This is a genomic window from Frigoribacterium sp. VKM Ac-2530, from assembly GCF_015350835.1.
Classification (GTDB): domain Bacteria; phylum Actinomycetota; class Actinomycetes; order Actinomycetales; family Microbacteriaceae; genus Frigoribacterium.
The window spans coordinates 883,207-904,352 of sequence record NZ_JADKSE010000001.1; the positions used below are offsets into that span (position 1 = coordinate 883,207).

A 21,146-nucleotide genomic window follows, 5' to 3' on the forward strand; every position below is an offset into this window, starting at 1 on the left:
GCCGCCCTGGGGACGGGCGCCCCGCATCGATCAGCTGGGGAGGGACGAGCTACTCGTCGAGTGCGAGCTCCTTGGGCAGCTCGAGGTCGCGCGCCGTCAGCTCCTCGACGTTCACGTCCTTGAAGGTGAGCACGCGGACCGACTTCACGAAGCGGTCGGAGCGGTAGACGTCCCACACCCAGACGTCGGTCATCGTCAGCTCGAAGTAGAAGTCGTGCTCGGTGTCGCGGCGCACGAGATCGACCTCGTTGGCCAGGTAGAAGCGCCGCTCCGTCTCGACGACGTAGCGGAACTGCGACACCACGTCCCGGTACTCGCGGTACAACGCGAGCTCGACCTCACGGTCGTAGTCTTCGAACTCGTCCTCGTCCATCGAGAAGCCATCCTACGCGGCTGCGGACGAGCAGCACGCCGGGGACTCGTCACCGCAGCTGGTCGAGTCTCAGTGCAGCCAGGTGAGGCGGTGCAGGGGCGACGGCCCGAGCTCGCCGAGGGCCGCGTAGTGGGCCCCCGAGCCGTAGCCCTTGTTGCCCGCCCAGCCGTAGCCGGGGTGCACCTCGTCGGCCTCGATCATCATGCGGTCGCGGTGGACCTTGGCGATGACGGAGGCGGCGGCGACGGAGGCGCAGTCACGGTCGGCCTTGACCCGGGTCGTGATGCGGGGCACCGTCGTCAGCGCCGGGGACAGGTAGTCGTGGTTCCCGTCGAGGACGACGACCGAGCTCATGATGCCCACCCCCGCCTCGTGCAGGGCGGTCAGCGCACGCCGGCCGGCGAGGCCGAGTGCGGCCACGATGCCGATCCGGTCGACCTCGTGCGCCTCGGCCAGCCCGACCGCATGTGCCTGCACCCAGCCGGTGGCGACGGGGTAGAGCGCCTCGCGACGCTTCTCGCTGAGCAGCTTGCTGTCGCGCAGGCCGAGGGGCATCTCGCCGCACTCGGCGTGGACGGCGCTGAGGCCGACGGCGACGGGGCCCGCGATGGCGCCCCGGCCGACCTCGTCGCAGCCGATCACCCAGGTGGCACCACGGGCGTGCAGCTCACGCTCGACGTCGAGGGTGGGATCGACGACGGCCATCACTCGCCGTCGCGCTCGGTGCCGCGGAAGACGTCGGGGTAGTCGCCGAGCCACGTCCACCGCGTCGACGGCCAGCTGATCACGAAGGCCCGGCCCACCACGTCCGACATCGGCACGAAGCCCTGGCTCGGCGTCTCGCGGTTGTACCGGGAGTCTTTCGAGTTGTAGCGGTTGTCGCCCATCACCCAGAGCGACCCCTCGGGCACCGTGACGGAGAAGTCGTCGCCGGACACCCGCGTCTCGCCCGGGGGGAACTTGACGTAGGGCTCCTCGATCGGCACGCCGTTGACCGACATCTGCCCGTAGTCGTTGCAGCACTCGACGGTGTCGCCCGGCAGCCCGATGACCCGCTTGATGAGGTGGTCGTTGCTGTCCTGTGCGCCGAGGCCCACCTGGGTGAGGAACCACGAGAGGCCGTCGGAGACGGGACCGCCCGAGGCGGGGGCGACGGGGGCCGTGCCCTCGAGCCAGCCGCCGGGATCGGTGAAGACGACGACGTCGCCGCGCTTCACGTCGACGAGGTCGGGGACGAGCTCGTTGACGATGATGCGGTCGTTGATCTGCAGCGTGTCCTCCATCGACCCGCTGGGGATGTAGAACGACCGGATCAGGAACGTCTTGATCAGGAACGAGATGAGGAGCGCGGCGAGGAAGATGACCACCACGTCGCGCAGGAACGTGCCGACGCCGCGCTTGCGGTCGTCGTCACGACGGGGACGGCGCAGACGGCGCCGCAGGGATGCATTCGTCAATTTAACCGCCCGAGCTCCCCGCCATCGTACAGGGCGGGGAGCTCGGTGAAGATCGTGCGACGGGGTCAGTTGTCGCGCTTCTCCTTGATCTTGGCCTTCTTGCCGCGGAGCTCGCGGAGGTAGTACAGCTTGGCGCGACGGACGGCGCCGCGGCTGACGACCTCGATGTGGTCGATGACCGGCGAGTGGACCGGGAAGGTGCGCTCGACGCCGACCTGGAAGCTGACCTTGCGGACCGTGAAGGTCTCGCGGATGCCCTCGTTCTGCTTGCCGATGACGACACCCTGGAAGACCTGGACGCGCGAGCGCGTGCCCTCGATGATGTTCACGTGCACCTTGACGGTGTCGCCGGCACGGAAGTCGGGGACGTCCGAGCGGAGGTTGGCGGAGTCAACCGCGTCGAGGATGTGCATAGTCGTTCGCTCTCTGCAGCCGCCACAGGTCGACTGCCGTTCGTGGTGGGTTGCCCACCATCTGGTGATGAAGAAGACGTGCTCTGGAGAGGCAGACTCCCCTGAGGCAGAGTCGTGCCCAGGCACAAGCGTCAATCATGCCACAGCCGCGCGCCCCGACGCCACCGCCGCGAGCGGCGCGACCCTGGCGCTGCTCACGCGGCGAGATGCGGATGCCCGGGCGCTAGTCCCGCGGCGTGATGCGGATGACCCTGGCGGGGTCGCCGGAGGCGAGCCCTGCGGCGCGGGCGTCGACCCTGGCTGCCGTCGCGACCCGGTCGAGGTCGGCCAGCGAGGCCGCGACCCGGCGCCGCGCCTCCGCCAGGAACTGCCACACGGCGGCCGCGAGGAGGCCGAGGCCCCCGGCGACGGTGACGACGGCCGACAGCCCGAAGAGCGCGCTCGACAGGTCGAGGTCGCCGCCGGGCACGACGCGGGTGAACGCCGACGACGCCGAGGAGGCGGCGGACCCGTCGACGAGGAAGAAGCCGAGGGCGAGCTGAGCCGCCCACGTGAGGGCCAGCAGACCGGCGTCGACCCAGGAAACGGCTCGGTCGTCACGGACGCTGCGGCGAGCCGTGACGACGCCCGCGGCGACCGCCTGGCCGACGAAGAGCAGCGGCACCAGCACGAGCTGCCCGAGGACCTGCAGCCCCAGCGGGACGCCGAAGAAGGCCCGCCCGAAGAGCACCCACAGGGGCAGCACGAAGACGGCAGGCCAGAGGAGGCGGTACAGGACTCGACGGATCGCCATGCGACGAGGCTACGGGCGCCCGGCGGAGAACTGGCTGCGAAGCCGGACGAGGCCCGGCCGAGGAGGCGCGGTGCTCAGTCGAGCAGGTCGGGGCGCACCCGCCGGGTCCGCTCGACCTGCTGCTCGTGACGCCACGAGGCGATCGCGCCGTGGTTGCCGCCCATGAGGACGGGCGGCACGTCGAGCCCGCGCCACGAGGCGGGCTTCGTGTAGCTCGGGTACTCGAGCAGGCCGCCCTCGTGGCTCTCCTCCGTGAGGCTCTCCGGGTTGCCGACGACCCCGGGGACGAGACGGCCGACGGCCTCGATCATCGCGGTCACGGCCACTTCTCCCCCGTTGAGGACGTAGTCCCCGAGGCTGATCTCGCGCACGGTCACGCGGGTCGCCGCGTGCTCGACCACCCTCTGGTCGATGCCCTCGTAGCGCCCGCAGGTGAAGACGAGGTGCGGCACGGCGGCGAGCTCGCGCGCCAGCGCCTGGGTGAACGGCGTGCCCGCCGGCGACGGGACGATGACGGTCGTCGTCTCCGGGTCGGCGTCGTCGCCCAGCACGTGGTCGAGCGCCTCGCCCCACGGCTCGGGCTTCATCACCATGCCGGCCCCGCCGCCGTACGGGGTGTCGTCGACGGTTCGGTGCCGGTCGTGGGTGAAGTCGCGCAGGTCGTGCACGGCGACGTCGAGGAGGCCCTGCTGCCGGGCCTTGCCGAGGAGCGAGATGTCGAGCACGGAGAAGAACTCCGGGAAGATCGACACGATGTCGATGCGCACCGCGCCGCCGTCAGTTCTCGTCGGAGGGACGTGCGGCCTCGTCGGCCTCGCTCGACGCAGGCTCGGCGTCGGCGTCGGTGTCGGTGTCGGCTTCGGCGAGTTCCTCGAAGAGCCCGGGAGGCGGCGTCACGGTGACGACGCCCGCCTCGATGTCGACCGAGGGCACGAGGGCGCTGACGAAGGGCACGAGGACCTCGCCCTGCTCCGTCTCGACGGCCAGCAGGTCCTGCGCCGGCAGATGGTCGACGCGCGCCACGGTCCCGACGACGACGCCGTCGCGCTCGACCCGGAGGCCGACGAGCTGGTGGTGGTACCAGGCGTCGTCTTCGTCGGGGAGCTCGTCCAGGTCTTGGTCGACCCAGAGGATCGCCTTGACGAGGGACTCGGCCGCGGTGCGGTCGTCGACGCCCTCGAAGAAGCCGACGGGGTGGCCGTTGTACCACCGGAGCTCGCCGAGGGTCAGCGTCTTGCCGCTCCACTCGCTGGTCTCCGGGACCTGCAGCGTGAACGAGGCGCCGGGGGTGAAGCGCTGCTCAGGAGTGTCGGTGAACAGCTCGAGCTTGAGCGCGCCCTTCAGGCCGTGGGCCTTGGTGAGCCGCCCCACGCGGAGCTGGGTCTTGTCGGTGGGAGCCACGGCTCAGGAATCGCTGTCGACGACGTCGACCCGGACGCGCTTGCCGTCGGCGATCGCCGTCACGAGGGTGCGGAGGGCCTTGGCGGTGCGGCCGGAACGGCCGATCACACGCCCGAGGTCGTCGGGGTGGACGTGCACCTCGAGCACGTCGCCGCGGGGCGACGACGACTCGACGACCTGCACCTCGTCCGGGTGATCGACGATCCCCCGGACGAGGTGTTCGAGTGCAGGTGCGAGCACTGACTACGCCTCGGTGGTCTCGGCGTCGTCAGCAGCCTCGGCCGGGGCCTCGGCGGGCTCGGCCTTGGCCGGCTTCTCCGACTTGGGGACGAGGACGGGCTTCTTCTTCTCGTCGGCGACGAAGGACTCCTTCGGAGCCTTGGTCTTGACGGTGCTGACGGCGTCGGCGTCGCCCTTGAAGCGGCCCCAGTCGCCCGTGAGCTTGAGGATGGCGGCGACCTGCTCGGAGGGCTGGGCGCCCACGCCGAGCCAGTACTGCGCACGCTCGGAGTCGACCTCGATGAACGAGGGCTCCTCGGTGGGGTGGTACTTGCCGATCTCCTCGATGACACGACCGTCGCGCTTGGTGCGCGAGTCGGCGACGACGATGCGGTAGTACGGAGCACGGATCTTGCCCATGCGCTTGAGACGGATCTTGACAGCCACAATTCTCCTGTGTGATGTGATGTGGGCGAGTTGCTAGCCGTGAGCGTGGGGGCACACTCGGCTCGAAAGCTCTATGAGGTCTGGCGGCCACCTGATTAGAGGGTCGGACGACCGAAGACTCGACCCACCATTGTTGCAGACCCGACGGCCGATCTGCCAATCCCTCGAGATCGTGTCGGCGGACCCTGATCGCGGGCGGCTGCCAGGATGGTGCAGCCGGGGTCACGCACCCCCGACGAGAGAGCAGGCAGCATGCGCATCGACTTCACGAGCTCCGAGCCGTCGACCCTCGGCGTCGAGTGGGAGCTGGCCCTCGTGGACCAGGTCAGCGGCGAGCTCGCGCCGCACGCCCCGGCCGTCCTCGCCGACCTCGCGCACCTCAACGACGACGGTCCGGAGCGCCTCACCGGCGAGCTGCTCACGAACACCGTCGAGGTCGTGACGGGCGTCCACCGTCGGGTGGCCGACGCCGTCGACGACCTGCGCTCGACCATCGACCACGTCCAGGCGAGCGCCGAGCTGCTCGGCGCCGACCTGATGTGCGCGGGCACGCACCCGTTCAGTCGCTACGCCGACCAGGACGTCACCCCCGACAAGGAGAGGTACGCGACGCTGATCGACCGGACCCGGTGGTGGGGCCGCCAGATGATGATCTGGGGCGTCCACGTGCACGTCGGCATCGACTCCCGCGACAAGGTGCTGCCGATCCTCAACGGCCTGCTCACCTGGCTGCCCCACTTCCAGGCCCTCACGGCGTCCAGCCCCTTCTGGGTGGGCGAGGAGACGGGCTACGCCTCGAACCGCGCCCTCATGTTCCAGCAGCTGCCCACCGCCGGCCTCCCCCCGCAGTTCGGCGCCTGGGCGAACTATGAGGAGATGGTCGCCGACATGACCCACACCGGCGTCATCGACGACCACAGCGAGCTGCGCTGGGACATCCGTCCGTCGCCGAAGTGGGGCACCCTCGAGACCCGCGTCTTCGACGGCATCTCCACCTTCGAGGAGGTCGGCGCCATGGCCGCGCTGGTGCAGTGCCTCGTGGACGACATGTCCACGAAGCTCGACGCGGGGCACGAGCCCGCCCAGATGCAGCCCTGGTTCGTGCGCGAGAACAAGTGGCGCGCGGCCCGCTACGGCATGGACGCCATCGTCATCCTCGACGCGGCGGGCGACGAGCGCCTGGTGACGGACGACCTGCGTGACCTGCTGGTCGACCTCGAGCCGGTCGCCGAGCGCCTCGGCTGCCTCGAGCAGCTCCGTGGGGTGGACACGATCGTGGAGCGCGGCGCGAGCTACCAGCGCCAGCTCACCGTCTCTGCTCAGCACGGGGGCGACCTGCGGCCGGTCGTCGCGTCGCTCGTGCGCGAGCTCCGCGAGGGGATCGCGCCCGCCTCGTGACCGAGAGGAGGCGCGGGTCGGCCGACCCGCGCCTCCTGCGCTCTCGGGGCGTGCGCCCCGCACCTGCCGCTAGCCGCGACCGATCATCTTCTGCAGCGAGGCCAGCTCTTCTTCGGTGGGCGCCTTGCTGCCGCCGCCGAGGCCGAAGCCCGAGCCGCCGGGGGCCGAGCCGCCCGCCGACCCGCCGGAGGCGAGGGCCGCGTTCTGAGCGGCGCGCTTGGCCGGGTTGCCGGCCTTGGAGCCCTTCTTCTTCGGCTGCTGCTTCTTGCCGCCGTACGACGCACCGGGGATCGGGCCCATGCCGGGCACCTGCGGCACGCCGCCCTTCGCCACGGTCTTCATCATCTTCGAGGCCTGCTCGAAGCGCTGCACGAGCTGGTTCACGTCGGTGACGGTCATGCCGGAGCCCCGCGCGATGCGGAGCCGACGAGAGCCGTTCAGGAGCTTCGGCAGCGCCCTCTCCTGAGGGGTCATCGACTGGATGATCGCCTCGGTGCGCACGATCTCGCGCTCGTCGAAGTTCTCGAGCTGCTCGCGCATGCCCTTCGCCCCGGGGAGCATGCCGAGCATGCCCTTGATCGACCCCATCTTGCGCAGCTGCTGCATCTGCTTCAGGAAGTCGTCGAGGGTGAAGTTGTCGGTCGCGATCTTCTCCGCGACGGCTCGGGCCTCTTCTTCGTCGAAGGCGCCCTGGGCCTGCTCGATCAGCGAGAGGATGTCGCCGAGGTCGAGGATGCGGCTCGCCATGCGGTCCGGGTGGAACGGCTCGAACGCGTCGAGCGTCTCGCCCGTCGAGGCGAACATGATCGGTCGGCCGGTGACCGAGGCGACGCTCAGCGCCGCACCGCCCCGCGCGTCGCCGTCGAGCTTCGAGAGCACGACGCCCGTGAAGTCGACGCCCGCCTGGAAGGCCTTGGCCGTCGCGACCGCGTCCTGTCCGATCATGGCGTCGATGACGAAGAGCACCTCGTCGGGATCGATCGCCTTGCGGATGTTCGCGGCCTGCTTCATCAGCTCGGCGTCGACGCCGAGACGGCCCGCGGTGTCGACGATGACCGTGTCGTAGACCTTGTCGCGCGCGAACTTGATCGCCTGCTTGGCCACCTTGACGGGGTCGCCGACGCCGTTGCCGGGCTCGGGGGCGAACACGGCGGCCCCCGCCTGCTCGCCCACGACCTGCAGCTGCTGCACGGCGTTGGGGCGCTGGAGGTCACAGGCCACGAGCAGCGGCGTGTGGCCGTCCTTCGCGAGCCACTTGGCGAGCTTGCCGGCGAGGGTCGTCTTGCCGGCGCCCTGCAGGCCGGCGAGCATGATGACGGTCGGCGGGTTCTTCGCGAACTCGAGGCGGCGCTGCTGCCCGCCGAGGATCTCGATGAGCTCCTCGTTGACGATCTGGACGACCTGCTGGGCCGGGTTGAGGGCCTTGTTCACCTCGTCGCCCAGGGCGCGGTCGCGGATCTTGGTGGTGAACGCCTTGACGACCTCGAACGCGACGTCGGCGTCGAGCAGGGCGCGCCGGATCTCCCGGACGGTGCCGTCGACGTCGGCGGGCGTGAGCTTGCCCTTGTTGCGGAGGTTCTTGAACGTGTCCGCGAGGCGGTCAGAGAGGGTTCCGAATGTGGCCATGGTGGACCCAGCTTAACCGACCGCGAGGCCGGGGCCCTGCGGACTAGCCGATCAGGTTCTGGACGAACACGTGGGGCGTGAAGCCCGTGAGGTCTGCGATGCCCTCGCCCTGGCCGACGAGCTTGATCGGGATGCCGGTCTGCTCCTGCACGGCGAGGACGAACCCGCCGCGGGCCGAGCCGTCGAGCTTCGTGAGGACGAGCCCCGTGACGCCGGCGTGCTCGATGAACGCCTGGGCCTGGGCCAGGCCGTTCTGGCCGGTCGTCGCGTCGAGCACGAGCAGCACCTCGGCGATCTCGGTCTGCTTCTCGACGACGCGCTTGATCTTGCCGAGCTCGTCCATCAGGCCGGACTTGGTCTGCAGGCGGCCGGCGGTGTCGATCAGGACGATCTCTATGCCCTCGCGCATCGCGTACTCGACCGTCTGGAAGGCCACGGAGGCCGGGTCCTGGCCCGGCTGCTGCGGCCGGACGATCTGCGCGCCCGCGCGCTCGGCCCAGGTCGCCACCTGCTCGACCGCGGCGGCCCGGAAGGTGTCGGCCGCGCCCACGACCACGGACCGGTCGAAGTTGCGCAGGAACTTGGCGAACTTGCCGATCGTGGTCGTCTTGCCGACGCCGTTGACCCCGACCATGAGCACGACGGCGGGACGCGCGCTGAGCTTCAGCGTCGAGTCGAGCACCGACAGCCGCTCCTCCAGGGTCTCGCGCAGCATGCGCTTGAGGTCGGCCGGGTCGGTCGTCGCGTAGCGCTGCACCTTCTCGCGCAGGTCGTCGACGACCTGCTCGGTGACGTCGGGACCGAAATCGGCGCCGATCAGCGCCTCCTCGAGCTCGTCCCAGGTGGTGTCGTCGATCGTCTTCTTCGCGAACATGCCGCGGAGGGCACCGGAGAGGGACCAGGGGGAAGCCATGGGCCACAGCCTAACGAGCCGCACGGACCGCACGGGCCGCGCGGACTCGTTCTCGGGCCGACGACCGCCCGGACCGTTGCAGTGGATGTAAGCTCAGCGGGTTGAAGGGGAGTACTCCCTCGCGGTGCCATCGTCAATACGGAAGAGACCGATCTCGACCCGGTGCGCCGGTCCTCGACCGACCAGCAGCGCTGGACGGTCGCCTGGGCGGAAGAGACCTTCAGTACCCGTCGCGTACTGGAGGTACACCATGGACGTCCACTTCCTCACCTGGGCGATCACCATCGCCGGCATCCTCGGGCTGTTGATCTTCGACTTCTACAGCCACGTCAGGACCCCGCACGAGCCCACCATCCGCGAGTCGGCCTTCTGGTCGATCGTCTACATCGGCATCGCGATCCTGTTCGGCGTCGGCGTCGGCGTCTTCTCGAACTGGACCTACGGCGGCGAGTACTTCGCCGGCTGGATCACCGAGAAGGCCCTCTCGGTCGACAACCTGTTCGTCTTCCTGATCATCATGACGAGCTTCGCCGTGCCGCGGATCTACCAGCAGAAGGTGCTGCTCGTCGGCATCGCCATCGCCCTGATCTCGCGCGGCCTCTTCATCGCCGCCGGCGTCGCCATCATCGACAACTTCTCGTGGGTCTTCTACCTCTTCGGCGCCCTGCTCTTCTGGCTCGCCTACAGCCAGGTCCGCGGCGGCCACGACGAGGGCGACCAGGCGGACAGCAAGCTCATCCGCACGCTGCGCCGCATCGTCCCGACGTCGGACGACTACGACGAGGACCGCCTCACGACCAAGGTGAACGGCAAGCGCCTGTTCACGCCGCTGTTCCTGGTGATGCTCGCCATCGGCCTCACCGACGTGCTCTTCGCGCTCGACTCGATCCCCGCGATCTTCGGCCTCACGCAGGAGGCGTACATCGTCTTCACCGCGAACGCGTTCTCGCTGCTCGGCCTCCGCCAGCTGTACTTCCTGATCTCGGGCCTGCTCGAGCGCCTCGTCTACCTGGCCCAGGGCCTCGCGGTCATCCTCGCCTTCATCGGCGTGAAGCTCGTCTTCCACGCCCTGCACGTCAACGAGGTGCCCTTCATCAACGGCGGCCAGCCGATCGAGTGGATCCCCGAGATCCCGATCTGGTTCTCGCTCGGCTTCATCCTGCTGACCATCGCCGTCGCGACGGTCCTCAGCCTCCGCAAGACGAAGCGGGACGGGATCCCGAACAAGCTGCCGGCGACGACCGCCGAGGCCGAGGCCGACGAGCGCTAGGGCGCAGGAGGCGGTGCGCGCGTCCCCGGGACGCGCGCGCCGCCTCCTCGGCTCCGCTGCAGCACAGCCACACCGCATCACCGCACGACCGCACGACCGCACCACCACGACCGCGACACCAGGACGGAACCACAGGCACATGCGACTCGAGCTCATCCGACACGGACAGACCGACTGGAACAGCCAGGACAAGCTGCAGGGGTCGTCGGACGTCCCGCTGAACGACACCGGCCGCGGGCAGGCCCTCGAGGCCGCGCGCGTGCTCGCCGGCGCCGAGTGGTCGGCGATCGTGTCGTCGCCGCTGATGCGCGCGCGCGAGACGGCGCAGATCATCGCGGCCGAGCTCGGCATCGAGCTCGGCGACGCCTACGACGAGCTCATCGAGCGCGACTACGCGTCGCGCGAGGGCTGGGTGCCCGACTCCCCCATCCCGGACGAGCCGAACGAGTCGTTCCCCGACATCGAGCCGCGCGAGTCGGTCGCCGCGCGCGGCCTCGGCGCGCTCGAGATGATCCGCGACACCCGCCTGCCCCTCGACGGCCCCGACGCGCACATCGTCGTCGTCTGCCACGGCACGATCATCCGCTTCACCCTGGCGGCGATCATGGGCGCCGAGGTGCCGCACATCGAGAACGCCGCGGCCAACACGGTCGAGTGGGACGGGTCGGCCTGGAAGGTCGTCTCGATCAACGATCGCACCGTCTAGGCCACGGAGCCCGTCGGGCCGCGGTCCCCTCCGTCTAGCTCAGGGAGCCTGCCGGGGCCGCCGTCCGCTCCCCCGGCGTGCGGTCCGTGACGACTCGCTGGCCGACGACGGCGCTCACGCCGTCCTGGCGCATCGAGACGCCGTAGAGCGCGTCGGCGATCTCCATCGTGCGCTTCTGGTGCGTGATGACGATGAGCTGGCTGGTCTCGCGCAGGTCCTCGAAGATCGCGAGGAGGCGGCCGAGGTTCGCGTCGTCGAGCGCCGCCTCCACCTCGTCCATGATGTAGAACGGGCTCGGCCGGGCCTTGAAGATGGCGATCAGCAGGGCGACGGCGGCGAGCGAGCGCTCCCCGCCCGACAGCAGCGACAGGCGCTCGATCTTCTTGCCGGCCGGCCGCACCGTGACCTCGATGCCGGTCGTCAGGAGGTCGTCCGGGTCGGTGAGCAGCAGCGATCCGCTGCCGCCGGGGAACAGCACCGGGAAGACCTGGTCGAAGGCGGCCTGCGTGTCCGCGAACGCGCTCGCGAAGACCGTCTGCATCTTCTCGTCGATCTCGTCGATGATCGCGAGCAGATCGCGCCGCGTCCTCGTGAGGTCGGCGAGCTGCTCGGTGAGGAACGCGTGGCGCTGCTCGAGCGCCGAGAACTCCTCGAGCGCGAGCGGGTTGACGCGGCCGAGCTGGGCGAGCTTGCGGCTCGCGGCCTCGAGCCGGGCGGTCTGCTCGGCGCGGTCGAAGGGCGTGCCCGCCGCCGCGTCCTCTGCCGTGCCCTGGTCGACCGCCCCGGAGTCGTCCCGCGTGCTGATGTCGTCGGGCACGAGCACGTCGGGGCCGTACTCGGCCACGAGCACCTCGTCGTCGAGCCCGAGCTCGGACGCCGCACGCTCGAGCAGCTGCCCGAGGTGCAGCTTCTTCTCGTAGATCTCCATCTCGAGGCCGTGCACGTCCTCGGTCACGCCGTGCAGCCGCTCCCGCAGGGCGCGCTCGTCACGCCGGAGCGCCGCGAGCTCGTCGTTCTGCTGCGTGCGCGCCGCCTCCTGCGCGGCGAGCTCGCGCCGGGCCTCGGCCAGGGACCGCCCGACGGCGTCGAGCACCGCGGGCAGGCCCGCCAGGACGGCCGAGGTACGGCGGATCTCGCGCTGCCGGACGACGGTGCGACGGGCGTGCTCGTCGGCGGCGGCCCGCTGCTCGTCGAGCTGACGCTGCAGGTCGACGGCGCGGGCGGCTTCGGCACGGACCCGCTCGCGGACGGTCTCGAGCTGCACCCGGCGCTCGATCTCCCCGGCCCTCGCCTGCTCGACCTCGGCGAGCACCCCGTCGCGGGCCGAGGCGTCGAGGATCGGACGCGGACGCGAGGCGTGCTCGTCGTGCTCCGCCCGTGCCGCGTCGACCGCCGCCTGGGCCGTGACGGCTCCCTGCTCGGCGGCCGCCAGGGACTCGCCGAGGCGTGCCTCCTCGGCCTCGGCCGCGTCGACCTGGGCCCGCAGGCGTGCCAGCCGCTGCTCGACGGCCGCGGCCGCCGCCTGCTGCTCGCGGGCCGACCGGGCGGCCTCCGCTGCCGCCCGAGCCTCCTCCGCAGCCTGCTCGCGGGCCAGGCGGGCCGCCTCCGCGGCCCGTGCCCGGGACGAGGCCAGCGCCTCCTCGGCGGTCGTGTGCAGGGCGGAGAGCCGGCTCGCCTCGGCCTCGACCTCGCCGAGGCGCTCGGCGGCGGCGTCGCGCTCGGCGACCAGCTCGAGGCGCGAGCGCTCGGCGCCCGAGCCGCCGTGGAGGACGAAGTCGGTGAGCACCTCGCCCGAGCGCGTGATGACGGTGACCGGGAGCGGGTGCGCCGAGAGCGCGGCCCAGGCGGCGCGGGCGGTCGGCAGGTCGTCGGCCACGACGGTGCTCGCGAGCAGGCCCAGGACGCCGGGAGGCGCGTCGACGACGGACACGGCGGCCACGGCTCCCGACGGCAGCTCGACGTCGAGCACGGGCAGGACCCGCTCGGGCGCCGCCACGACGACCTCGACGCGCCCCAGCTCGGCGTCGGTCGCGTGCGCGACGGCGGCGAAGGCCGCGTCGAGGTCGTCGACGAGGACGGAGTCGACCACGCTGCCGAGCGCCGCGGCGACGGCGGCCTCGTAGCCGGCGCGCACCTGCACGTGATCGGCGACGGCGCCGCGCACGCCGGGGCGGTCGGCGGCGACGAGGGCCGTCGTGCCGTCCGCGCGGTCGAGGGCCATCGTCAGCGCGGAGCGTCGGGCGGCCAGCGCGTCACGCTCGCGCTCGGCCGCGTGCAGGCGTCCGCGCACGTCGTCGGCCTCGGCCTGCAGCTCGGCGGAGGCGCGCTCGGCCTCGGCGCGGACGGCCTCGTGGTCGACCGGGTCGCCACCTGCCCCGTCGGGCCCCTCGCCGGCCCCGTCGGCCGTGTCGTCTGCGTCGTTCGTGTCGTCGTCCGTGTCGTCGGGACCCGTCGACGCGCCCGCGAGTTCGTGTTCGAGCTCGGCGAGCTCGGCCCTGCCCGCGTCCCGGCGCGCGACCGCCGCGTCCCGCGCCGCGCCCTGGCGGAGGACCTCGCCGCGGACGGCCGCCAGCCGCGACCGCGCGACCTCGAGGGCGCCGCGGAGCTGGCCGAGGACGAGGTCGTGCCGGGAGATCAGCGCGCTCTGGGCGGCGATCTCGTCGTCGAGCGCCTCGAGCACCGCCCGCGCGGCCACCGTGGCGGCCCGCGCCTCGGCGAGGGCCTGCTCGCCCTGGGCCACGCCTCCCTGGAGCCTCTCGGCCTCGTCACGCGCGTCGGCGACCATGCCGGCGCTCACGGTGCTGGGCAGCTCGGGCTGGTCGGACTGCTCGGCGAGCAGCTGGAGGCGCTGCCGCGCGAGGCTCGACGTGCCGCGGAGGCGCTCCTCGACCGACTCGAGGCCGAAGGCGACCCGGCGCGCCTCGTCGACGGCGTCGCCGACCATCTGCTGCTCGAGCCGCTGCTCACGCGCCTTCGCCTGGTCGAGCTGCTCCTGGAGCACGTTCCGCTCGCTGCGGCGCTCGGCCTCGCTGCTCGACCGGCGGGCGACCACGGCACGCAGCGCCACGACCTCGTCGGCGAGGAGGCGCGCCTTCGCGTCGCGGACGACCGCGGCGATCGTCTGGGCCTCGCGCGCGACCTCGGCCTGGCGGCCGAGGGGCTTGAGCTGGCGACGGATCTCGCCGGCGAGGTCGCTCAGCCGGGTCAGGTTCGCCTGCATGGCGTCGAGCTTGCGGAGCGTCTTCTCCTTGCGGCGCCGGTGCTTGAGGATGCCCGCCGCCTCCTCGACGAAGCCGCGCCGCTCCTCCGGCGTGGCCCGCAGCACGGCGTCCAGCTGCCCCTGGCCGACGATCACGTGCATCTCGCGGCCGAGGCCGGAGTCGCTCAGCAGTTCTTGCACGTCGAGCAGCCGGCAGCCCTCGCCGTTGATCGCGTACTCGCTGCCCCCGTTGCGGAACAGGGTGCGGCTGATGGTGACCTCGGCGTAGTCGATCGGCAGCGCGCCGTCGGAGTTGTCGATGGTCAGCACGACCTGCGCGCGGCCGAGCGGGCCCCTGGTCGACGTGCCGGCGAAGATGACGTCGGCCATGGTGCCGCCGCGGAGCGACTTGACGCCCTGCTCGCCCATCACCCAGGCGAGCGCGTCGACGACGTTGCTCTTGCCCGAGCCGTTGGGGCCGACGACGCAGGTGACGCCGGGCTCGAACGCGAACGTCGTGGGCGAGGCGAACGACTTGAAGCCCTTGAGGGTGAGGCTCTTCAGGTGCACGCGCCCCTCCTCCCCTGCTCCAGGTGACGTGTCGACACGGTCTGCGGCGTCCCTCCGAGGATAGGCGAGCGCGGGCCCCGGCCCCGGGAGGCGCGGGCAGGGCCGCCCAGGCCGGCGCGGCTCCTGCGCGACGTGCGCGCGGGCGGGAGGCTCAGGCCGTGCGGACCCGCTGGCAGCGCGGACAGAGGTGGCTCGACCGGTTCATGAACGCCTCGCGCACGATCGCGGTGCCGCAGCGCGGGCACGGCCGCCCCTGCTGTCCGTAGGCGGCGAGGCTGTGGCTGAAGTAGCCGGACTGCCCGTTCACGTTCACGTACTGCGCGTCGAAGCTCGTGCCGCCCTCGCCGAGGGCCTTCAGCAGCACGGCCCGGACCTCGGACAGCAGGAGGCGCGCCCTGGTCCGCGAGAGCGCCTCCGTCGGCTGCTCGGGGTGCACGCGTGCCGCCCAGAGGCTCTCGTCGGCGTAGATGTTGCCGACGCCGCTGAGCAGGCCCTGGTCGAGCAGCGCGCGCTTCACCCCCGTGCGGCGGGCCAGGAGGCGCGTGACGACGGCGGACTCGTCGAACGCCGGGTCGAGGGGGTCGCGGGCGATGTGCGCGACCTGCTGCGGGACCCGCAGCGCCCAGGCGGGAGCCACAGGGGCCGAGGCAGAGGGGGCGGCCGCGACGGCGGCGCGCGCCTCGCCCTCGGCTGCGGCCTCCGGCGATCCGAGCAGGTGGGCCCCCGCGTAGCCGGCGGCACGACCGTCGGGCGTGGGGACGGTCTCGTCGAGGGCCATCGACCCGAAGATGCGCTGGTCGACGAACGCGAGCCTCACGGGACCGAGGCCCGGGCTGTCGACGTCGAGCCGGATGCGCATCAACCGGTCGGCCGGGTGGTCGGAGCTGCGGAGCAGCACCTGGCCGCTCATGCCGAGGTGGGCGACGAGGGCGAGGGGGTGGTCGTGCCGCTCGGCCGGCTCGAACGGGAACCAGAGGAACTTGCCGCGGCGCACGGCCGAGTCGAGCGTGCCGCCGACGAGGCGGTCGACGAAGTCGACGGACGGGCCCCGGTGCCGCTTGAGCGACCGCTCGTCGAGCACGGTGACGCCCGTGACGACGGAGCCGGCCACGACGGGCGCGAGGCCTGCACGGACGACCTCGACCTCGGGGAGCTCGGGCACGGGCTAGCGGTCGGTGCTCGAGAGCCGCGACCAGGCCTCGAGCGCCGCGGCCATCTCGGCCTGCTTCTTGCTGCTGCCGGTGCCGTGGGCGACGTCGTCCGGCGAGTCGCCGAGCCGCACGGCGGCGTGGAACCGCTTGTCGTGGTCGGGCCCGCTGTCGGTCACGTGGTACGACGGCATCCCCCGGCCGCGGGCGGCGCTCAGCTCTTGCAGGCTCGTCTTCGGGTCCATCGCGGCGCCGAAGCGCGCGGGGTCGACGAGGAGCGGTGCAACCAGCCGCAGCACGAAGGCGGTCGCGGCCTCTCCCCCGGCGTCGAGGTAGGTCGCGCCGATGATGGCCTCGACCGTGTCGGCGAGGATGGACGGCTTGTCGCGCCCCCCGGTCAGCTCTTCGCCGCGGCCGAGGCGCAGGTGCGCACCGAGGCCGATGTTGCGGGCGACCTCGGCGAGGGCGACCGTGCTCACGAGGCTCGCGCGGCGCTTGGCCAGCTCGCCCTCGTCGAGGTCGGGGTTCTCGGTGAAGAGCATGACCGTCACGGCCTGCCCGAGGATCGAGTCGCCGAGGAACTCGAGCCGCTCGTTGTTGGCGATGCCGCCGTGCTCGTAGGCGTACGACCGGTGGGTGAGGGCGAGCTCGATCAGGTCGGGGCGCACCTCGATGCCCAGCTGCACCAACAGATCAGCCCGGTCGGCACGGAGGCTCGACACGGGCTGATCGGGGTGTGACGGTGTCACGGGTGACGTGGTCACGGGAGACGGGTTCAGACGTCGGCGACCTTGCGGCCCTTGTACTCCATGTACAGGGCGGTGCCGGCGCTGTCCTCGACGACCTTGGCACGGTGCGGGAGGCTGTAGGTGACCTTGCCGTTCTCGATGGTCTTCACCAGCTGGACGGGAGTGGCCTTCCACTGCGACCGACGTGCGTGGGTGTTCGAGCGTGACTGCTTCCTCTTGGGAACGGCCATGAGGTTCTCTTCTCTGTTGCGGCCCCCGCGGGGGCCTGGGTCTGACGTGGGTGGGTGACGCGGGTGGTCTCAGGCAGACGTGTCGGGCTTCGACTCGTTGTCGGTGACTGCCCTGCCAACTGGTTCTTGGAGGACCGGTGCCTGTTCAGCCTGGAACCCTGCGAGGGCCGACCACCGGGGATCGACGCCTTCACGGGGCTGGTAGTCGAGGATGTCCTCGACTCGTTCGCCCGTCACCGGGTCGAGTCCAGGGCAGTCCGGGCGACAGACCGGCTGGAAGGGCAGTGACAGGACCACTGCGTCTCTGACGACAGGTTCAAGATCGACGTGGTCTTCGTGAACCTGGTAGTCAAAAGCTTCGTCGACATCGTACGCGAAAAGCTCGGCGATATCGACTTCGACAGGCTCGGCGATCGGCTTCAGGCAGCGGCTGCACTCGCCGGTCGCGGTGCCGGAGACGGTCGCGGACACGAGGATGCCGTCGTGCAGGCCCTCGAGCCGCACGTCGAGGTCGAGCACGGCGCCCGCCTGCACGGCGACCTGGCCCTCGCCGAGCCGCTCGGGCACCACGACCTCGATCGAGTGCTCGCGCATCTCGCCCGCTCGGTGCAGGAGGTCGTAGACCGACAGCGTCCAGGGGGTCTTGGTGTAGTGAGGCACGAGGGAAGACTCTACGCGCCCACGCCCGATCTCGCCTCCGCCGGCCTCACGAGCGAGCGCGGGGCCAGCGTCGCCGCCACGCGGCGGCCGGGGGGCGAGGAGGCGCGGAGGGCCCGCAGCACCCGTCGAGCGTCGTCCGCGACCGCGGCCCCCGCGGGGTCGCCGCCGAACCGCTCCGCCTCGAGCGCCGCCGCCAGCGAGGCCAGGGCGCGCCGCGCCTCCTCGTCGGGACGGCTCGCCGAGCGGAGGACGTCGTCGAGCGCGGCCGCCGCCGTGGCGGGCGTCGCGCCGGCCGGCGGCGCCACGCCGAGGTCGAGGGCGGTGTCGAGCACCTCCCGCCACGCGCCGAGCGCCCGGTCGGGCGGACTCGCCGCGAGACGGCGTCGACGACGGGCGAGGCGCATGCCGGAGGGCACGACGAGCAGGGCGGCCAGGACGGCGAGGCCCAGGGCGCCGCCGACCACGGGGACGGGGCTCGAGGCGCCCGACTGCGCGGACGCGCCCTGCGTCTCCTCCGCGCCGGGCGTCGGTCCGGCCGCGCTCGGCGCGACGGACGGCTCGTCGGCCGAGGGCTCCGGCGTGGCCTCGTCGGGAGCGGTGGGGTCGGCCGTCGGCTCGACGCCGGTCTCCTGCAGGTACGACTGCGGGGTCCCGAGCCCGACCGTCGGCTCGAAGGGCACCCAGCCGAGCCCCTCGAAGTAGAGCTCGGGCCAGGTGTGCAGGTCGTCGCTGCTCACGGCCCGGGCGGTCTCGTCGCCGAAGCCCGTGGGGGTGCCGGGGAGGAACCCGACCGCCATCCGCGACGGGATGCCGAGGGTGCGCGCCATGACGGCCATCGCGGAGGCGAAGTGCACGCAGTAGCCGCTCTTCACCTCGAGGAACCGCTCGACGGCGTCGAGGCCGTTGCCGTCGTAGCCCTCGTCGACCGGGGTGTCCTCCGAGTAGGTGAAGTCCCCGTCGCGGAACCAGTCCTGCAGCGCGACGGCGGCGTCGAAGGGGTTCGCGGAGTCGGCGGTGACCTCGGCCGCGAGGTCGGTGACGCTCTGCGGCACGCCGTCGACCGCCAGGTAGGCGGACATGTCCTCGGACTGGTCGCCGAGGGCCGCGACGACCTGCTCGGGGCTGGGGTCGACCGGCCTGCTCTCGACCGTGTAGTCGAGGCCCTGCGTGCTCTCGCTCGTGCTGCGGACGGTCACGCCCGACTGGTCGACGTACGACCAGCCGTCGTCGAGCCCCGAGATGGTCTGCGGGGGCACGGGCACCGGCAGGTACGGGCTGCGGAGGGCGCCGATCTGCACCTCCGTGCTGACGACGCGGCGGGAGGTCCCCTCGGCGATTCCGGGGGCGTCGGGGATGGCGTCCAGCCCGTCGTCGGGGTCGACCTCGGCGTCGGCCGGGCTCCAGGTGCGGCCGCTGAAGTCGACGAGGTCGACGAGCTTCAGGTAGGTGCCGTCGGCGTCGGACGACCGGTAGGTCAAGACCGTCAGCGGGGCTCCGCGACGGAGGTCGTCGCCGAGGTCGACCACCGGGTTGACGCCGGTCGCGAGGCCCGTGCCGGTGCCGACCCCGGTCAGCGGCGAGACGCCGCCGAAGGGCACCACGGCCGTGAGCAGGGCCGCGACGCCGACCGCCGCGACTCCCCCGACGGCGGTCGCCCGGGTGGGGCGCCGCCCCGTCGAGACGGCCAGCAGAGCGATCCAGCAGAGGACCGCGAGGACGACCCAGGGCCACCGGACGGCCGTGCCGGGGACGAACGAGGGCACGGCCAGGACGACGGCGGGGAACGCCCCGGTGAGGCCGGGCAGCCGCCCGACGGTCGAGACGAGGTCGCTGACCACGGCCACGCCGAGCACGGCGGCGACCAGGACGGCGAGCAGGCCGTCCTGCACCTCGACGGGCGCGGTGCCCTCGACGATCGTCGTCGTCGCCTGGTCGCCCAGGTCGCGGAGGCGCTGCAGGGTCGCGGCCGTGGGCACGACGCCGAGGACGGCGGTGCCGCCGGAGACCAGGGCCGACGTGACGAGCAGCCCCGAGACGAGGCCGGCGAGCCAGCCGAGCACCGGGCCGGCGCCCAGCGCCCTGGCCCCGAGGGAGGCGCCCAGCACGACCGCGGCGACCCCGGCGCCCGCGAACCACCAGCCTGCCCCCTGGAACAGCGAGGACAGGCTCGCCAGCGACGCCGCGAGGGTGAGCCAGACGAGCAGGCTGGTGGCCCAGCCCGTCGGGGCGGAGGTCGGGCGTCCGCGAGTCGACGAGACCCGGTCGGGCGGGCGCGGACTCGACGTCCGGGGCGCCGGGGAGGCGGCGCGGCCGGCCGACGTGCCGCCGGTGGACGTGCCGTCAGCCATCGAGCAGCCCTGCCCCTCGGACGACGTCCGCGACGGCGTCGCCGGCCCCTGCCTCGACGACCCGCCACCGGGAGCTCCGCAGGGCGGCCGCGACCTCGTCGGGGCCGAGCGGCGCGTCGCGGGAGTCGCCCGTGGCCGACCGCGCGGTGTGGGTGAAGCCGAGGGTCGGGGAGACCACGACCGCGACGGCGGACGCGCCGACCGCGCGCGACCGCAGAAGGACGTCGAGGTCGCGGCGCCGGAGGCTGGACACGACGGCGACGACCGGCTCCCGAGCAGCGGCGGGCGGTGCGGGCGGCCCGGCCGGGTCGTCGAGGACGACGTCGGCGAGGGCGTCGAGGAAGGCGGTCGTGGTCTCGGGGTCGTGCCGGGCGACGAGGTCGCCGTCCGGCGTCGTCAGGAGGGCGACGGACCCCGCGTGGCCCCACTCGACCGCGAGCGTGGCGACGACCGACAGCGCCCACTCGAACGCGTCGCTGTGCCGGCCCGCGCCTCCCGGACCCGTCGTGGCGTCGTCCCACGACGCGAGCGACGTCGGGAGGACGAGGCGCACGTGGGGCAGCCCGTGCTGTTCCTCCTGCCGCACCATCAGGTCGTCGTGCCGCGCGGAGGCCTTCCAGTGCACGCGGCGCATCGGGTCGCCGCGACGGTACTCGCGGGTCACGGGGTCGTCCTCGGCGCCCGTGAGGCTCTGCCCGCGCTGACGCCGGGCCCCGTCGCCGAGGGCGCGCGACTCGCGCGCGAGCCCGAGGTCGAGCACCTCGGGCACGACGACGAGCTCGTGCGTGCCGGGGACGGTCGTCCGGCGGCGTCCGACGCCGAACGACTCGACGAGGTCGACGGTCAGCGGGCCCACCCGGTGCCGGCCGCGGACGAGGTCGACGTGGCGGAAGACGGCGGTGGAGGCGCGACCCGGCTCGAGCGCGACGGTCGCGGACTCGGCGGACGGACCGCCCCTCCACGGCAGGCCCTCGCGCAGCACCACGACCTGGCTCCTCCCCCGGGGCGTGAGCGAGAGCGTCTCGACGACCGACCACCCGGCGACGCCGCGGCCGGGGCTGAAGCGCCGGGCCACGTCGAGGTCGGGCCGCCGGACGACGAGGGAGACGAGCACCACGACGACCAGGAGCACGAGCACGAGCCCCGCGAAGACGAGGGGCGTCGAGTCGAGCAGCACGCCGGACACCACGACGACGACGCCGGCGGCGATCACGCCTGCTCCCCGC

General features: G+C 72.4%; 21 protein-coding genes. 3 read left to right on the plus strand and 18 right to left on the minus strand.

Going from position 1 to position 21,146, the window contains the following annotated elements; translation table 11 throughout:
* Positions 1–49: 49 nt before the first annotated feature.
* From ITJ48_RS04010 to rpsP, 9 genes are all read right to left on the minus strand, one after another.
* The gene (locus ITJ48_RS04010; RefSeq protein WP_123546435.1) at positions 50–373 is read right to left on the minus strand and encodes a DUF2469 domain-containing protein; all 324 of its coding nucleotides are present in this window, start codon (positions 371–373) and stop codon (positions 50–52) included.
* A 69-nt stretch (positions 374–442) separates the two neighbouring features.
* Entirely contained in the window at positions 443–1,078 is a 636-nt protein-coding gene (locus ITJ48_RS04015) for a ribonuclease HII (RefSeq protein WP_194612493.1), read from the minus strand.
* A complete protein-coding gene (gene lepB, locus ITJ48_RS04020) occupies positions 1,078–1,830 on the minus strand; it encodes a signal peptidase I (protein ID WP_370544769.1) in 753 nt (250 codons plus the stop codon). The genes ITJ48_RS04015 and lepB overlap by 1 nt, the downstream gene beginning before the upstream one ends.
* Positions 1,831–1,895: 65 nt before the next feature.
* Positions 1,896–2,243, minus strand: a complete 348-nt coding sequence (gene rplS / locus ITJ48_RS04025; RefSeq protein ID WP_043596315.1) for a 50S ribosomal protein L19 — start codon at positions 2,241–2,243, stop codon at positions 1,896–1,898.
* Positions 2,244–2,466: 223 nt separating this feature from the next.
* The gene (locus ITJ48_RS04030; RefSeq protein ID WP_194612494.1) at positions 2,467–3,036 is read right to left on the minus strand and encodes a hypothetical protein; all 570 of its coding nucleotides are present in this window, start codon (positions 3,034–3,036) and stop codon (positions 2,467–2,469) included.
* 74 nt (positions 3,037–3,110) lie between these two features.
* Entirely contained in the window at positions 3,111–3,803 is a 693-nt protein-coding gene (trmD, locus tag ITJ48_RS04035) for a tRNA (guanosine(37)-N1)-methyltransferase TrmD (protein WP_194612495.1), read from the minus strand.
* A 10-nt stretch (positions 3,804–3,813) separates the two neighbouring features.
* Complete coding sequence (rimM, locus tag ITJ48_RS04040; protein WP_370544770.1) at positions 3,814–4,437, minus strand: ribosome maturation factor RimM; 624 nt, start codon at positions 4,435–4,437, stop codon at positions 3,814–3,816.
* A gap of 3 nt (positions 4,438–4,440) precedes the next feature.
* Entirely contained in the window at positions 4,441–4,677 is a 237-nt protein-coding gene (locus tag ITJ48_RS04045; protein ID WP_123546439.1) for an RNA-binding protein, read from the minus strand.
* A 3-nt stretch (positions 4,678–4,680) separates the two neighbouring features.
* Positions 4,681–5,103: a 30S ribosomal protein S16 gene (gene rpsP / locus ITJ48_RS04050; protein ID WP_133737737.1), complete on the minus strand. Its 423-nt coding sequence runs from the start codon at positions 5,101–5,103 to the stop codon at positions 4,681–4,683.
* A 252-nt stretch (positions 5,104–5,355) separates the two neighbouring features.
* Here rpsP and ITJ48_RS04055 point away from each other — a divergent pair, with 252 nt between their 5' ends.
* The gene (locus ITJ48_RS04055) at positions 5,356–6,501 is read left to right on the plus strand and encodes a glutamate--cysteine ligase (RefSeq protein ID WP_194612496.1); all 1,146 of its coding nucleotides are present in this window, start codon (positions 5,356–5,358) and stop codon (positions 6,499–6,501) included.
* Positions 6,502–6,570: 69 nt separating this feature from the next.
* Here ITJ48_RS04055 and ffh read toward each other — a convergent pair whose 3' ends face one another.
* Both ffh and ftsY read right to left on the minus strand, forming a co-directional pair.
* Positions 6,571–8,127, minus strand: coding sequence for a signal recognition particle protein (ffh, locus tag ITJ48_RS04060; protein WP_194612497.1), 1,557 nt, complete (start codon positions 8,125–8,127; stop codon positions 6,571–6,573).
* A 43-nt stretch (positions 8,128–8,170) separates the two neighbouring features.
* The gene (ftsY, locus tag ITJ48_RS04065; RefSeq protein ID WP_123546443.1) at positions 8,171–9,040 is read right to left on the minus strand and encodes a signal recognition particle-docking protein FtsY; all 870 of its coding nucleotides are present in this window, start codon (positions 9,038–9,040) and stop codon (positions 8,171–8,173) included.
* A gap of 250 nt (positions 9,041–9,290) precedes the next feature.
* Between ftsY and ITJ48_RS04070 the strand changes: the two genes are divergently transcribed.
* Complete coding sequence (locus tag ITJ48_RS04070) at positions 9,291–10,310, plus strand: TerC family protein (protein ID WP_194612498.1); 1,020 nt, start codon at positions 9,291–9,293, stop codon at positions 10,308–10,310.
* A 139-nt stretch (positions 10,311–10,449) separates the two neighbouring features.
* On the plus strand, positions 10,450–11,016 hold the full coding sequence (locus ITJ48_RS04075; protein ID WP_146899792.1) for a histidine phosphatase family protein: 567 nt from the start codon (positions 10,450–10,452) through the stop codon (positions 11,014–11,016).
* A 34-nt stretch (positions 11,017–11,050) separates the two neighbouring features.
* On the opposite strand, the gene smc is transcribed toward ITJ48_RS04075, so the two are convergent.
* From smc to ITJ48_RS04110, 7 genes are all read right to left on the minus strand, one after another.
* Positions 11,051–14,785, minus strand: coding sequence for a chromosome segregation protein SMC (smc, locus tag ITJ48_RS04080; RefSeq protein WP_194612499.1), 3,735 nt, complete (start codon positions 14,783–14,785; stop codon positions 11,051–11,053).
* A 151-nt stretch (positions 14,786–14,936) separates the two neighbouring features.
* Complete coding sequence (locus ITJ48_RS04085) at positions 14,937–15,947, minus strand: Fpg/Nei family DNA glycosylase (protein WP_194612500.1); 1,011 nt, start codon at positions 15,945–15,947, stop codon at positions 14,937–14,939.
* A gap of 3 nt (positions 15,948–15,950) precedes the next feature.
* Positions 15,951–16,682 (minus strand): ribonuclease III, encoded by a 732-nt coding sequence (rnc, locus tag ITJ48_RS04090; protein WP_370544771.1) that lies wholly within the window; start codon positions 16,680–16,682, stop codon positions 15,951–15,953.
* A 26-nt stretch (positions 16,683–16,708) separates the two neighbouring features.
* Positions 16,709–16,912: a 50S ribosomal protein L32 gene (gene rpmF / locus ITJ48_RS04095; RefSeq protein WP_043593937.1), complete on the minus strand. Its 204-nt coding sequence runs from the start codon at positions 16,910–16,912 to the stop codon at positions 16,709–16,711.
* 69 nt (positions 16,913–16,981) lie between these two features.
* The gene (locus ITJ48_RS04100; protein ID WP_370544772.1) at positions 16,982–17,572 is read right to left on the minus strand and encodes a DUF177 domain-containing protein; all 591 of its coding nucleotides are present in this window, start codon (positions 17,570–17,572) and stop codon (positions 16,982–16,984) included.
* A gap of 11 nt (positions 17,573–17,583) precedes the next feature.
* The gene (locus ITJ48_RS04105; RefSeq protein ID WP_194612501.1) at positions 17,584–19,920 is read right to left on the minus strand and encodes a DUF3488 and transglutaminase-like domain-containing protein; all 2,337 of its coding nucleotides are present in this window, start codon (positions 19,918–19,920) and stop codon (positions 17,584–17,586) included.
* Positions 19,913–21,133, minus strand: coding sequence for a DUF58 domain-containing protein (locus tag ITJ48_RS04110; RefSeq protein ID WP_194612502.1), 1,221 nt, complete (start codon positions 21,131–21,133; stop codon positions 19,913–19,915). Before ITJ48_RS04110 ends, ITJ48_RS04105 begins: the two co-directional genes overlap by 8 nt.
* Between the last annotated feature and the right edge of the window lie 13 nt (positions 21,134–21,146).

Coding starts and splice junctions, on each gene's coding strand:
- ITJ48_RS04070 (WP_194612498.1), top strand. CDS start 9,291: ATGGACGTCCACTTCCTCACCTGGGCGATCACCATCGCCGGCATCCTC.
- ffh (WP_194612497.1), bottom strand. CDS start 8,127: ATGGCCACATTCGGAACCCTCTCTGACCGCCTCGCGGACACGTTCAAG.
- ITJ48_RS04010 (WP_123546435.1), bottom strand. CDS start 373: ATGGACGAGGACGAGTTCGAAGACTACGACCGTGAGGTCGAGCTCGCG.
- rplS (WP_043596315.1), bottom strand. CDS start 2,243: ATGCACATCCTCGACGCGGTTGACTCCGCCAACCTCCGCTCGGACGTC.
- ITJ48_RS04055 (WP_194612496.1), top strand. CDS start 5,356: ATGCGCATCGACTTCACGAGCTCCGAGCCGTCGACCCTCGGCGTCGAG.
- ftsY (WP_123546443.1), bottom strand. CDS start 9,040: ATGGCTTCCCCCTGGTCCCTCTCCGGTGCCCTCCGCGGCATGTTCGCG.
- rpmF (WP_043593937.1), bottom strand. CDS start 16,912: ATGGCCGTTCCCAAGAGGAAGCAGTCACGCTCGAACACCCACGCACGT.
- ITJ48_RS04030 (WP_194612494.1), bottom strand. CDS start 3,036: ATGGCGATCCGTCGAGTCCTGTACCGCCTCCTCTGGCCTGCCGTCTTC.
- ITJ48_RS04075 (WP_146899792.1), top strand. CDS start 10,450: ATGCGACTCGAGCTCATCCGACACGGACAGACCGACTGGAACAGCCAG.
- ITJ48_RS04105 (WP_194612501.1), bottom strand. CDS start 19,920: ATGGCTGACGGCACGTCCACCGGCGGCACGTCGGCCGGCCGCGCCGCC.
- ITJ48_RS04015 (WP_194612493.1), bottom strand. CDS start 1,078: ATGGCCGTCGTCGATCCCACCCTCGACGTCGAGCGTGAGCTGCACGCC.